At 38.9% G+C, this 13,042-nt stretch carries 9 protein-coding genes; 3 read left to right on the forward strand and 6 right to left on the reverse strand.

The features are described 5' to 3' along the window. Nucleotides 1-63: 63 nt before the first annotated feature. The 3 genes from J663_RS03420 to J663_RS03430 form a co-directional block, all read right to left on the reverse strand. Nucleotides 64-1,494 (reverse strand): aldehyde dehydrogenase family protein, encoded by a 1,431-nt coding sequence (locus tag J663_RS03420; protein ID WP_033847795.1) that lies wholly within the window; start codon nt 1,492-1,494, stop codon nt 64-66. A gap of 286 nt (nt 1,495-1,780) precedes the next feature. Continuing rightward, on the reverse strand, nt 1,781-3,313 hold the full coding sequence (locus J663_RS03425; RefSeq protein ID WP_002118849.1) for a pyridoxal phosphate-dependent decarboxylase family protein: 1,533 nt from the start codon (nt 3,311-3,313) through the stop codon (nt 1,781-1,783). A 2-nt stretch (nt 3,314-3,315) separates the two neighbouring features. Continuing rightward, a complete protein-coding gene (locus J663_RS03430; protein WP_002118718.1) occupies nt 3,316-4,689 on the reverse strand; it encodes a diaminobutyrate--2-oxoglutarate transaminase in 1,374 nt (457 codons plus the stop codon). Nucleotides 4,690-5,155: 466 nt separating this feature from the next. On the opposite strand from J663_RS03430, the gene J663_RS03435 reads away from it, so the two are divergent. After that, nucleotides 5,156-5,857, forward strand: coding sequence for an SIMPL domain-containing protein (locus J663_RS03435; RefSeq protein ID WP_033847796.1), 702 nt, complete (start codon nt 5,156-5,158; stop codon nt 5,855-5,857). Between the two features lie 48 nt (nt 5,858-5,905). Here J663_RS03435 and J663_RS03440 read toward each other — a convergent pair whose 3' ends face one another. Further along, on the reverse strand, nt 5,906-7,000 hold the full coding sequence (locus tag J663_RS03440; RefSeq protein WP_002118415.1) for a fatty acid desaturase family protein: 1,095 nt from the start codon (nt 6,998-7,000) through the stop codon (nt 5,906-5,908). Between the two features lie 12 nt (nt 7,001-7,012). Then, on the reverse strand, nt 7,013-8,083 hold the full coding sequence (locus J663_RS03445; RefSeq protein WP_033847798.1) for a ferredoxin reductase: 1,071 nt from the start codon (nt 8,081-8,083) through the stop codon (nt 7,013-7,015). 140 nt (nt 8,084-8,223) lie between these two features. Here J663_RS03445 and fabR point away from each other — a divergent pair, with 140 nt between their 5' ends. Together fabR and J663_RS03455 are read left to right on the forward strand one after the other, a co-directional pair. Further along, nucleotides 8,224-8,919 (forward strand): HTH-type transcriptional repressor FabR, encoded by a 696-nt coding sequence (gene fabR / locus J663_RS03450; protein WP_002118668.1) that lies wholly within the window; start codon nt 8,224-8,226, stop codon nt 8,917-8,919. Nucleotides 8,920-9,085: 166 nt separating this feature from the next. After that, complete coding sequence (locus J663_RS03455) at nt 9,086-10,102, forward strand: AI-2E family transporter (protein ID WP_005067939.1); 1,017 nt, start codon at nt 9,086-9,088, stop codon at nt 10,100-10,102. Between the two features lie 56 nt (nt 10,103-10,158). Here the strand turns inward: J663_RS03455 and rapA are convergent, their stop codons facing one another. Further along, on the reverse strand, nt 10,159-12,996 hold the full coding sequence (rapA, locus tag J663_RS03460; RefSeq protein ID WP_033847801.1) for an RNA polymerase-associated protein RapA: 2,838 nt from the start codon (nt 12,994-12,996) through the stop codon (nt 10,159-10,161). Between the last annotated feature and the right edge of the window lie 46 nt (nt 12,997-13,042).

Genomic DNA, 13,042 nt, shown 5'->3' on the forward strand with positions numbered 1-13,042 from the left:
AGCTTTTCACACATAAAAGTGAAAATAAAAAGGCGGATACTAGATCCGCCTTAAAATTAATATTTAGACTTTACTAATATGAACTGTTTGCCCGATCGTATTTTCAAGTAAACCTTCTAAACCAAACTCAGCACCTAAACCAGACATTTTCCAGCCACCAAAAGGTGCATGAGGCAGAACCTCAGCATGGGTATTAATCCAAACAGTTCCGCATTGAAGCTGACTAGCGTAAGTCTGAGCGGCTTTAATATCAGAAGACCAAATTGAGCCACCTAAACCAAACTCACTATCATTGGCACGAGCAATTGCATCGTTGATATTGGTATATTTTAAAACAGGTAACACAGGGCCAAACTGTTCTTCTTGCACCACGCGGCAAGAATCAGAAATTTCAGTCAAAATAGTTGGTGCAATAAAGTAGCCTTGCTCTGGTAGCTGTTGTTGTCCAGAAAGTGCTTTTGCACCTTGTGCAATCGCTTCAGCAATAAGAGCTTTCACTTTGTTATATTGCATTTGGTTTTGTACTGGACCAAATGTTGTAGAAGACGTCATTCCGTCACCCACAACTTGAGCGTTGGCAATATCAGCTAACTTTTGAGATAAAGCTTCATATTGGCTTTCATGCACATATAGACGCTTTAAGGCTGCACATGTTTGACCAGCGTTTAAGAACGCCATATTAAAAATCTTGGCTGCAATTTCATCGATATTTGCATCAGGCAATACAATACCAGCATCATTACCACCAAGTTCTAAAGTTAAGTGTTTTAGCTGCTGAGCTGCCCCAGCCATAATGTGCTGACCAGTTCGAGTTGAACCCGTAAACACGACTTTTTGCACATCTGGATGAGAAGATAATACTTCACCAATCTCACCAGCACCAACCACAATTGAAATAACACCAGCAGGAACTTCTTGCTGAATGATTTCACACAAACGCAAAGTCGATAGTGGCGTGTATTCAGAAGGTTTACTAATGACCACGTTACCCGCACGCAATGCAGGCATGATGTGCCAAACCGCAATCATCAGTGGCCAGTTCCATGGCGTAATTGAAGCCACTACACCTAATGGTTGGCGATGACGTTCAATACGCTTGGTTTCACTGTCTTCAATTACTTCTATAGGTAAATCCATAGCAGCCGCATAACGCGTCCAGCCAATTGCACCCTGCACTTCCATTTGTGCAAGTGCGAGTGGCTTACCTTGTTCAAGCACAACCAACTCTGCAAGCATTTCAGCATGCTTTTCAATACCGTCAGCAATTTTATTTAAAATTGATTTACGTTCATCGTGCGAGACTTGTTGCCAAGCTTTAGATACCTGTTTAGCTGCACTCACTGCTTGATTTACCTGTGCAACCGATGCTTTTGCACAACGTGCAGCAGTTAAGCCAGTAGCAGGGTTAAGAATTTCTAGCTCGCCTTGCTCACCTGAACAAAGTTGACCGCCAATAATGAGTTTAAATTCATTGAGCATATTCGCTTGTTGCATTTCTTCTTCCTTGTCTTAATTGTAATTACAGCCACTTACTTTTTTCAGTTAAAGCGGGATTATTTAAAGTAAGTACGATATTGATATATCAATGTGACCAAAAATATTGGGGACATATCAATACAATAAGAAATTTGCTCCCCATAAATCATGCATAATTATTTTTGTTTTTTGAAAATATGCATGATTTGTGCATGTATTCTTTTCTTCATACACAATCCAAATAAAAACAATCTGCCATAAAAAAGCCCGGTAATAAACCGAGCTTTTTTTGTTATCAACTCAATTAGTCAATTGGTGGTACATAGTTACCAGAAGCAATTGCATCTTTAATGCGGTCAGCTTCAGCCAATACTTGACCTAAAAGGTTTTTAACGTTTTCGAATGTCACAACAGGGCTTAATGTTGTCATTTTCAATGACTGTACATTACCAACTTTTGTTACACCGATATTTGCCTCACCACGTGCAAACAATTCGTCTGCTACGTTTTGGTTCAAGCTATCGATAAACTCAACTGGGTAGCCTTGTGGCACAACGCGGAACAATACCGAAGCAAACTGTGGTTCAACTAAAAGTTCTAAACCATCAGTTGCCTTGATGTAATCTGCAACTTCACGAGTAAGTTTTACACCATGGTCAATCATTGAACCATAAAGGTCTTCACCTAGTGATTCAATTGTCATCCACAATTTCAATGCATCAAAACGACGAGTCGTTTGTAATGATTTAGACACAAGGTTTGGTACACCGTGCTCTTCGTCATAAGCAGAGTTCAAGTATTCAGCTTCGTAGTGCATGAAACGATAGTTCGCTTCATCTTTTAACAAGAACGCGCCACAGCTAATGCTTTGGAAATAATGCTTATGGAAGTCGAGAGTAATTGAGTCAGACAACTCAATACCATCAAGCATTGCACGATAGTCATTTGACAGAATTAATGCACCGCCCCATGCCGCATCGATATGCATCCATGAACCATATTTATTGGTAATTTCACGGATTTTCTTCAATGGGTCAATTGCACCGGCATCAGTCGTACCTGCTGTCGCAACGACACAAGCAACAACTTTACCTTCAGACTGAAGATGCGCCATCGTTTTTTCGAGAGCATCTACATCCATTTGTGCATTTTCATTCACAGGAACAGTCACAACTGACTGGAAGCCCATGCCCATCATTGCCATGTTCTTTTGCACAGAGAAATGTGCATTTTCAGAACAAATGACTTTGACGTTTTTCATTGCATCGGCAGGAATACCATCACGCTGTACAGACCATGGGTTACCATTTTCGTCTTTCCAGTTTTTCGAGATGCACCAGTCACGAGCAAGTAACACACCCATCAAGTTAGATTGAGTACCGCCAGAAGTGAAAACACCTGCCTGACCAGAACCATAGCCTACTTTTTGACGCAACCAATCAATGAGCTGAACTTCCATTAATGAACCCGCCGGGCTTTGATCCCATGAGTCCATAGACTGGTTAGTTGCATTGATTAACACTTCCGCGATCTGGCTCATCACCATGGTTGGGCAGTGTAAATGTGCTAATGAATGTGGATGATGTACTTTCAAGCTTTTATTCAAGAAAAGCTCAATCATACGTTGAAGAGATTCTTGTACACCCATACCTTCTTTTGAAGGTTGGAAAGAAATTGCTGAACGCAATTCTTTAATGCTACCACCAGTGTACATCTTTTCATTTTGCAACCATGCTGAAACGGCTTTTACCGCTTCGCCCATTGCTGACTCATAGTCAGCAATGGATTGTGCATCATTGCAGAGTAACGCTTTACGATGTTCTGCAAAATCCACCATACTTATGCGCCTCGTACTGCAACCAATGCTTCTGCAATTGCTTTCTTAAAGCGAGCAACTACTTCAACACACTCGTCTTGAGTGATGATAAGCGGGCAAAGTAAACGAATTACCGTACCGTTACGACCACCTTTTTCAAGCAATAATTTATTGTTGAAACAAGCAGTTTGAATTGCAGCAGCTAATTGTGAGTCAGCAGGATGCGAACCAATACGATCAGCTGGTTTACGCTCGTCAACGATCTCAACACCGATCATTAAACCGCGACCACGTACGTTACCGATACATGGGAATTCTTGAGCTAATTTTTTAAATTCAGCTTGTAAGAAGTCACCACGCTCTTGCGCATTTTGAGCAAGATTTTGTTCGCTAATCGTTTTTAATACGACAAGACCAGTACCCATAGCAAGTTGGTTACCACGGAAAGTACCCGTGTGACCAGCAGGTTGCCAAGCATCAAATTTACGTTTAATACCTAATACTGCAAGTGGTAAACCACCACCTACTGCTTTAGACATTACAACAACATCAGGTTCAATACCTGCATGTTCAAATGCAAACATTTTGCCTGAACGTGCAAAGCCAGCTTGAACTTCGTCTAAAATTAAAACGATGTTGTGCTTTTCAGTCACTTCACGGATTTTTTGCAACCATTTTACTGGAGCTGTAACTACGCCGCCTTCACCTTGAATCGCTTCAAGAATAACAGCAGCCGGTTTTGTTACACCGCTTTCTACATCTTCAATAAAGTTTTCAAAGTAGTAAGTTAAAGCGTCAACACCAGCTTCCCCACCTAAACCAAGTGGGCAGCGGTATTCATGCGGATATGGCATGAATTGTACGCCTGGCATTAAACCGTTAACTGCATTTTTTGCACTTAAGTTACCAGTCATAGCAAGTGCACCATGGGTCATACCATGATAACCGCCAGAGAAACTGATCACTGAACTACGGCCAGTGTAAGTCTTAGCAAGTTTAATTGCTGCTTCAGTTGCGTCTGCACCAGCAGGACCACAGAACTGCAAGCAATATTCTTCTTTACCACCAGGTAAATATGCTAACAATGCTTCAGTGAATGCATCTTTTAAAGGTGTGGTTAAGTCTAAAGTATGCAATGGCAAACCACTTGCCAATGTATCTTGAATACTTTGAATCACCGCAGGATGATTATGACCTAAAGCCAATGTACCTGCCCCAGCTAAACAATCAAGGTACTGTGTACCTTCAACATCAGTAACCCAGCATCCTTGTGCTTTCGCTATCGCTAACGGTAATTTACGTGGATAGCTACGAACATTTGATTCCATTTGACTTTGGCGAGTCAAATAATATTCGTTAGTAGCATTAGTGGCAGGGTTAACGGAAGTAACGCTCATATCGGATTACCATCTCTGATAGGGGGAGAAAGAAATAAGTCTGGTGACGATTGGTCCTTTGACTCGGTGCTTTATAGAACTAGCAAAGACACTTATTTTATATCTTGTAACTAGGAGCGCGATGATACCTAATTTTACAAGAAAAAAAACGTCTTTTATGTACTTTACTCATCTAATCTTATTGAAAAAATGTATCATCCCAATAGTTATGATGAATTATCATCATACTATGTGACAACCTAAAGAAAATATTCTTTTTTTATATTACTTTGATTTTTTAGTTTACATTGAAATATTTTATTTTTAAGTTACTATTTTTTAAAGATTTTACATTAGCCATCATTTAAAAAAACTGATCTCAATATTACAAATACGCCACAAAATCTGCAAAAGTTATGCATAAGTTATGTTTAACATTTCTTAATGAAAAAAATTAAATTTATATTAATTTTTAAAGGAAAAATTTATGCGTACTTTAGCCGTATCAACCCTTCTTTTAGGTTCCCTCCTTAGCCCTTTAGTTTTTGCTCAGGATGATAATGCTTTGAACTACAATATTGTAAATGTACAAGCCGAAGCTTCTCGCCAAGTTTCTAATGATGAAATGCATGCGACTTTATATATTGAAAAAAGTAACAAACAACCAGCTGAACTTTCAAATCAAATTAATCAATTAATGAATCAAGCGCTTAGCGTTTCTCGTAAATATCCTCAAGTAAAAGTGGAAACTGGTGCTCAAAGCACTTACCCAATTTACGATAACGATAGCAATAAGTTAAAAGAATGGCGTGGCCGTGCTGAAATCCGTCTTGAAAGTAAAGACTTTAAAGCTGCTAGCCAGTTAGTAAACGAATTACAGCAAAACTTCCAAACTCAATCAATTAACTTTACGGTTTCTGATGAACAACGTAAAAAAGTTGAAAATGAGTTGATGGTTGAAGCCTCTAAAAACTTCCAACAACGTGCTCAAATGTTGACCCAAGCTTGGAATAAAAACCAATATACTTTAGTCACTCTAAACCTGAACACAAATAACTATTTCCCACAACCTGTAATGCGTACCAGTATGGCTAAGTTTGCCGTTGCCGAAGCTGCACCAGCTCAAGACATGGCAGCTGGTGAGTCTAAAATTACTGTAAATGCAAACGGTTCAATTCAGTTTAAATAATTTGTTTCTCTAAAAAAAGCCCTGAACTCATCAGGGCTTTTTTTTGACTTATTTTTTAAAAGGTAAAGCATATTTAAAGATACGGCCTACCACCTGTCCAAACTGTTTAGCCAGACTTGCGTTGTTATAATTTAGGCCATATTTTTTACATACAGCTTCCACTTTTGGAGCCATTTGGCGATAACGGCGCGCTGGGATATCAGGGAATAAATGGTGCTCAATCTGATGGCTCAAATGTCCGCTTAAAATATGTAATGCTTCTGAACCTTTCAAATTAGAAGAACCACGAATCTGGCGCATATACCAGTGACCACGGCTTTCTTCTTGTAAAACAGACTTTGGAAATACTTCTGCATCTTTTGTGAAGTGACCACAGAAAATAATCGTAAACGTCCAGATATTACGAAGACCATTTGCAACCAAATTACCAGTGAATACAGGTAAAGCTGCTGGACCTGCAATTAAAGGGAAGAAAACATAGTCTTTAAAAAGTTGTTTTCCAATCTTTTTATTAACAGGTTTTAACTCTTCCAAGAATTTTGCCATGCTCTTACGTTTATAAAGGACACGTCCAATTTCAAGATTCTGAATAGCTACGCCCCATTGGAACAATAAACAGAATGGGATGCTATAAACAGGTTGAAGTAAGAAACCCGGCTTCCAGCGTTGCTCTGGGAATAAACGAAGTAAACCGTAACCGATGTCATCATCAATACCTTTAATGTTGGTATAGGTGTGATGTTTATAGTTATGAGTTTGGCGCCAGTTATCAGAAGTACCGACAGTATCCCACTCGTAAGTTTGACCATTAAATTTAGGATCGTTCATCCAGTCATATTGACCGTGCATCACGTTATGACCGAGTTCCATGTTTTCCATAATTTTAGAGAAGCCTAATAGGCCTGTTCCTAAAATCCACGCTGGTGGGAACCAGCCTGCAAACAAACATGCACGACCTAAAAAGCTACTATAACGAATCGCAGCATAAACACGGCGGATATATTTAGCATCTTTCTCACCCAAATCATCCAATACCTCTTGCTTGATCTGATCGAGCTCTTTTGCAAATGCATCAAGTTCTGCTGGAGTCAAATCTCGATTTTTAGGATTTTTAAAATATTCGACTTTCACTGGCATATTCATAAGAGTTCTCTCTTAAAGATCAATAACTAGATCGGATTTTGCTGAGTTCACACAAATTTTGAGTAATTGGCTTGGTTCAGTGTTTTCACTACCGTTAAGTAAATTACGTGTTGAACCTTGTGATTTATTACAAACACATTTATTACAAATTCCCATACGGCAACCATGAGTTGGTTTAAGACCTTCATGTTCAAGGCTAACCAGAATTGACTGGCCTTTAGGAATTGCAATTACCTTATTAGACTGGGTTAATGTGACATTCACATAACCAATATCATCAGCAGAGCTTTCATTTGTTAAGCTAAATGCTTCTGTTAAAACGGCTGGAGCTTTTTCAAAAAGTTGCTCAACAGTCGCCACAAAACCAGAAGGTCCACACGCATAAATTGTGCTGTTTTCTACATCATCAACTAAAGCTAAATGCTCTGCATTTAAACGTTCATCATTTGGGGTTTCTTTTGTATAGAAAACCTGATAATTAAAGTTCGGATATTGCTGCGCAACTTTTTCAAAGTATTCAACAAAAGCTGCATCTGAACGTTGTTTCACCCAATATAAAAGTTGCACCTGAACTTTATCTAACTGCTGGCTTTGTTTAATCGCAGTAATCAAGCTCAACATTGGGGTAATACCACTACCCGCAGCCAACATAATTAAATTCGGTGTTTTGATGTTTTGTTGCATGTCACCATAAGGTTGACCAAGCTCAAAAACATCACCGATTTTGCTTTCAGAAATAAACCAGTTACTCACGATACCATCAGCAACTTTTTTAACTGTTAAACGTAAGTGCTGAGCATCAATTTGCGTCAAACTATAAGTACGTTCATAGCGACGACCAGCAATTTCTACAATCACAGGATGATGCTGGCCTGCAACGCCCATTTTTACTAAGCGGTTGCATTTTAGCGTCAGGCTCACCATGTCATGAGCGACAAATTCTTTTTTTACAATTTGAACAAGTCCGTGCTTTACAGACCATAAAGGATTAACTTTTTGTAGCCAGAAATTAGCCATTTCTTTATCAAAGATGGCTTGTGTCAATGAATTGAATAGAGAATTTCTCTTTTCGATTGCTTGCATAATTGAAGGCTCTGTCGCTCTTTTTTAATTATTATACACATGTATATATATTTGTATATACACCCGTACTTTTAATTACAATTTCACAAGTTCAGCTTCTAAGGCTATAATCCTGAGAGTTTACAAATATATTGAACAGCATGACCCAATCTTCACTTTCTCAGAACCTGAATGACACACCTCAACAACAAGATGTCATTGAAATTAAAACAGCTACGCGTTCTGTTGGAAGAAAAGCGACAATTACTAAAGAAGAACTTTTTCAGGCCGCTTTAAACCTTATTGGTCCGCAAAAAAGTATTGCTTCATTGAGTTTACGTGAAGTAGCTCGAGAAGCAGGAATTGCCCCAAATAGTTTCTATCGACATTTTAAAGATATCGATGAATTAGCAATTTCTCTAATTGACCGCGCAGGTATCGTTTTACGTAAAATCATTCGTCAGGCTCGCCTACGTGCTTCTTTACAAGAAAGTATTATTCGTAGTTCTGTCGATATTTTCCTTCAACAACTCGATGCCGATGAAGGTAATTTAAGTTTATTACTACGTGAAAGTTTTACAGGTTCTGCTTCTTATAAGGCTGCCGTAGACCGCCAGCTCAACTTTTTTCAGCAAGAGCTACAAGAAGATTTAATTCGTCTTGAACGCTTAAATAACAATCACCTGTATCACCCAGACCTTGTTGCAAAAGCTATTACTCAACTTGTGTTTCACATGGGTGCCAAAGTGATTGATTTACCGATCAATCAACGTGCAGAAGTTGCTGAACAAACCATGATTATGATTCGGATGATTTTAGAAGGCGCACGTCATCTAGATGAAGCAAAAATTCGCTAAAATGATCTAATGAATGGCTTGTTGATGAACAGGCCATTTTTACATCTAACTCCTCTATTTTCCAATAAAAATATAATTCACTGATTGAAGCGAATAGCTTGCCAGAGTATAAATAATCATTCCGTTTGCTCTTTCTCCTATATTCCCAACGATCTCAGGGATCCACATGCAAAATTTGAATAATCGTCAAAGTCTGATTGCAAGCTACATTCTAATGGGCATCTTTTTGCTTTCGGTTATCCCATTACATCTATTAGCAAGTTTTTTTGCAGGCTTTCTCATTTATGAAATTATTATTAGTTTAAGTTCGGTTGTAGAACGTTATATTGATGGCCAAAGAGCCCGTATTTTTATTAGTATTTTACTCAGTATCGTCACCATCTCACTTATTGGTTTTTTCATTACCAGTCTGATTAGTTTCGTTGTATACGATCTAAAAGGTGTCGGATTACATAGTATTAATAGCAAGGTTGATCAAACCTTACTTCATTTACAAGCAGAGATCACAAAGTATCTTCCAGGTTATATTCCTGATAGCGTGACAGATCTAAAAGACGAAATCTTTGCATTTATGAAAGATAACGTCACCACACTAAAAAACACCAGTTCCGATATTTTGCATAACTTCGTGACTATGGTCATGGGATTAATTATTGGTATTTTGGTGGCAATACATGGTTTTCATCGCCGTACGCCTCAGCCTGTTTTTAAGTCACTGCTTATCCAGCGTATTCAAAAATTATCAATTTCATTTAAAAATGTTGTTTTTGCCCAAATAAAAATTTCAGCGATTAACACCCTGCTCTTTATTTTATTCGCCTTTATTTTGTTGCCGCTTTGGGGAGTTCACCTTCCTTTTGCCAAAACTTTAACTATTTTGACCTTTATGTTTGGTCTCATTCCAATTTTAGGGAATCTGCTTTCAAACACCTTAACGTTTATTGCAGCTCTTACAATTTCCCTAGGACTAGCAGGAGCAGCATTACTTTATCTCGTTTTGGTTCATAAGCTTGAATATTTTATTAATGCTAAAATTATTGGGCATAAAATCAATGCAAATGCATGGGAGATTTTATTAGCAATGCTAGTATTTGAGTCAATTTTTGGCTTAGGCGGTTTAATCGCAGCTCCAATTTTTTATGCTTATTTAAAGCTAGAATTAAAAGACGCTGGTCTCATCTAACTCAAAATCGATGTATAAAAAAAGCGCCCTCTCGGCGCTTTTTCATTTTGAGTGAGTTACGGCTTAACCACAACTAACACTTGAATTGCTTCTGGTGTAACAGTTAAACCATCAAGTAAGCTCAAGCCTTCTTTTTGCAGTTTCTGTAAACGCTCAATTTCGTCTTGACGAATACTTGGGTTGAACTGTTTTAGATAAGTTAAACGGTCAATTTCATATTGCCATTTATTGCCATAATGTTCTTTTGCTTGTTGCTGAAGCTGCGGTAAATCAACTTTCGCAATTTCTAACGCTTGTTTATAGCGCTGCTCAATGATATCACGACGAGCTTTAACTACTTGACGGCAGCTATTGCCATCTAAATGGTGCAAATAAGGTTTTAAAATTGTTGGATCAATCTTTTCAGATAAATCCTGACCATTTTCACTTAACAATACACGGATAAGCTGCTTCGGTAAGCTTGATGGCAAGTTCAAAGATTTTGGTGCAACAACATCTACTTTAAACCAGACTTCAATTAATACCGAACCCTGCTTTAAAGCATTAGATTTGAGTACAGCAACATTGGTACTACCAAATGATTGCGTACGGATCATTTCCATAACACTTTCAATGAATGGATGCTCTAAAGTTAAATATTGAGCATCTTCACGAAGCTGAGCTTGATCGCGATAGAAAGTTGCTGTCATACCTTCTTCGTCTAATGCCAAACCTTGCACTTGCATTTGGTCGGTCGGCTTAATAATCACCGTACCATTACTTTGTTCATCAAAGTCGATATTGGTTGATGACATGAAACGCTTCACAAACATTGGCAGCGTTGTATTGTCGTCATAGTCTTCAAGAGCTTGAACAATTTCTTGTGCCACAATAGGACGACATGAATTATATTCAAGTAAACGATCTCGGCCAGCTTGAAGTTCAGCTTCTAAGGCTTGACGTTGAACATTCACCTCTTCAAGCAAATCTTCAAATGTTTGACCTTGGTCTGCAAGTAAACAATCTTTTAATTCAACAATAAAATTCTCTTGCAGCGTTTGCGCTGTCGGAGAAATATTGCTGAAAATATTAAGTGCTTCGTTATACCAACGGAACATACGCTCTTGAGCTGTTCCCACAAGATATGGCACATGAATTTGGATACGGTTTTCTTGACCAATACGGTCTAGACGTCCAATACGTTGCTCTAAAACATCTGGGTTAGCTGGTAGATCAAATAAAATTAGATCACTGGCGAATTGGAAATTACGGCCTTCCGAACCAATTTCCGAACACAATAGAATCTGAGCGCCATAGCTTTCTTCAGCGAAATAAGCAGCCGCTTGGTCACGTTCAAGTAAGCTCATGCCCTCATGGAACATTGCGGTACGAATACCTGCATGCAAACGCAACACATTTTCTAAAGATTCAACTACTGGTCCGCTACGCGCAATTAAAAGCACTTTTTTATGCTTAAGATCTTTGCGTAGAATTTCCATTAACCATGGCACACGCGCATCATTTTGCATCCATGAACCATCAATTTGTGCTTCTTCAGGCCACATCTGCTCACGCAGTTTGCCATCTTTTGACCAATCTTCTGGTGCTGGTAATGGTGCTGGCTGACAATCACGACCTGGGAACCCCTGAATGGCTTCACGTGTATTACGGAATAAAATACGTCCAGTACCGTGACGGTCTAATAATTCGTGAATTGCTCTAAAGCGTTGGTCAGGCTGGTCTTCAATGCTGTGACCTAACAAACCTTCTAAAGCAGATAAATGCTCTGGGGTTAAAGCTTGATCCGACATGAGCACTTCAGCAATTTTTGCAGTCTGCTGATATTGAGTCTCTTCATCTAAGAAGCGCTCTAAACTACTAAAACGCTGTGGATCAAGTAAACGTAATCGAGCGAAATGACTTTCTACACCTAATTGTTCAGGTGTTGCAGTGAGTAATAGTACACCTGCTGTATTTTCAGCGAGCTCTTCAATTAAATCGTAGCGATCATTACCGCCTTCTTCTTCGCTCCACATCAAATGATGTGCTTCATCGACGACGAGCAAATCAAAACCAGCTTCTATGGCTTGTTCACGCAAATCATCATGGTCAACCATTAAGTCAACACTGGCAATAATGCATTGCTCAGTCAAGAACGGGTTAAGCTCTGGATCATGTTCTTTAATAGATGCGGTACGCGTTAAATCAAACAGAGAGAATTGCAAGTTAAAACGGCGACGCATTTCAATCATCCACTGATACTGAAGAGAATCAGGGACTAAAATCAGAATACGTTCTGAACGACCAGTTTTAAGCTGTTGGTGGATAATTAAACCAGCTTCAATTGTTTTACCTAAACCAACTTCATCGGCAAGTAAAACACGAGGTGCAAAACGTTTACCAACTTCATGTGCGATATAAAGCTGATGAGGGATCAGGCCAACACGTGCACCGACCATTCCACGTAGAGGGCTGGTTTGCATTTGTGCTTGCATGAGCATCGCTTCAATACGCAGGTCATACCATTCTTTATAGTCAACTTGACTTGCAAGCAAACGATCTAAAGGTTTAGATAATTGAATTTGCGCACCAATACGTGTTTCATTGAGTGCTTTACGCTCTTGCTCGCCATTTTCTAAAGTACGAACAACGTTGTAACGCAAAACGCCATGACGATCTTCAACAGACTCAACGATCCACTTCTGGCCTTCTTGATCTTGAACTTCATCATTCGTATTGAAGATGATACGAGATAGTGGAGCATTATTACGTGCATATACACGTGTCTCATCACTTTTGGGGAATAAAATGCTGACAGATCTTTCATCTACATCAATAAGAACACCTAAACCGAGCTCAGTTTCTGTGTCTGATAGCCAACGTTGACCAATAGCATACTGCTGCAATTTTTCCACCTTTCTCTCAAGTTCGCACTACATATTGTACGATGCAAATTAGCTT

The sequence above is a fragment of the Acinetobacter sp. 826659 genome (assembly GCF_000588515.1).
Classification (GTDB): Bacteria; Pseudomonadota; Gammaproteobacteria; order Pseudomonadales; family Moraxellaceae; genus Acinetobacter; species Acinetobacter pittii.

What these genes read in the sequence shown, in the direction of transcription:
- J663_RS03435 (WP_033847796.1), top strand. Translation starts at nt 5,156, where the DNA reads ATGCGTACTTTAGCCGTATCAACCCTTCTTTTAGGTTCCCTCCTTAGC.
- J663_RS03430 (WP_002118718.1), bottom strand. Translation starts at nt 4,689, where the DNA reads ATGAGCGTTACTTCCGTTAACCCTGCCACTAATGCTACTAACGAATAT.
- J663_RS03445 (WP_033847798.1), bottom strand. Translation starts at nt 8,083, where the DNA reads ATGCAAGCAATCGAAAAGAGAAATTCTCTATTCAATTCATTGACACAA.
- fabR (WP_002118668.1), top strand. Translation starts at nt 8,224, where the DNA reads ATGACCCAATCTTCACTTTCTCAGAACCTGAATGACACACCTCAACAA.
- J663_RS03420 (WP_033847795.1), bottom strand. Translation starts at nt 1,494, where the DNA reads ATGCAACAAGCGAATATGCTCAATGAATTTAAACTCATTATTGGCGGT.
- J663_RS03440 (WP_002118415.1), bottom strand. Translation starts at nt 7,000, where the DNA reads ATGAATATGCCAGTGAAAGTCGAATATTTTAAAAATCCTAAAAATCGA.
- J663_RS03455 (WP_005067939.1), top strand. Translation starts at nt 9,086, where the DNA reads ATGCAAAATTTGAATAATCGTCAAAGTCTGATTGCAAGCTACATTCTA.
- J663_RS03425 (WP_002118849.1), bottom strand. Translation starts at nt 3,313, where the DNA reads ATGGTGGATTTTGCAGAACATCGTAAAGCGTTACTCTGCAATGATGCA.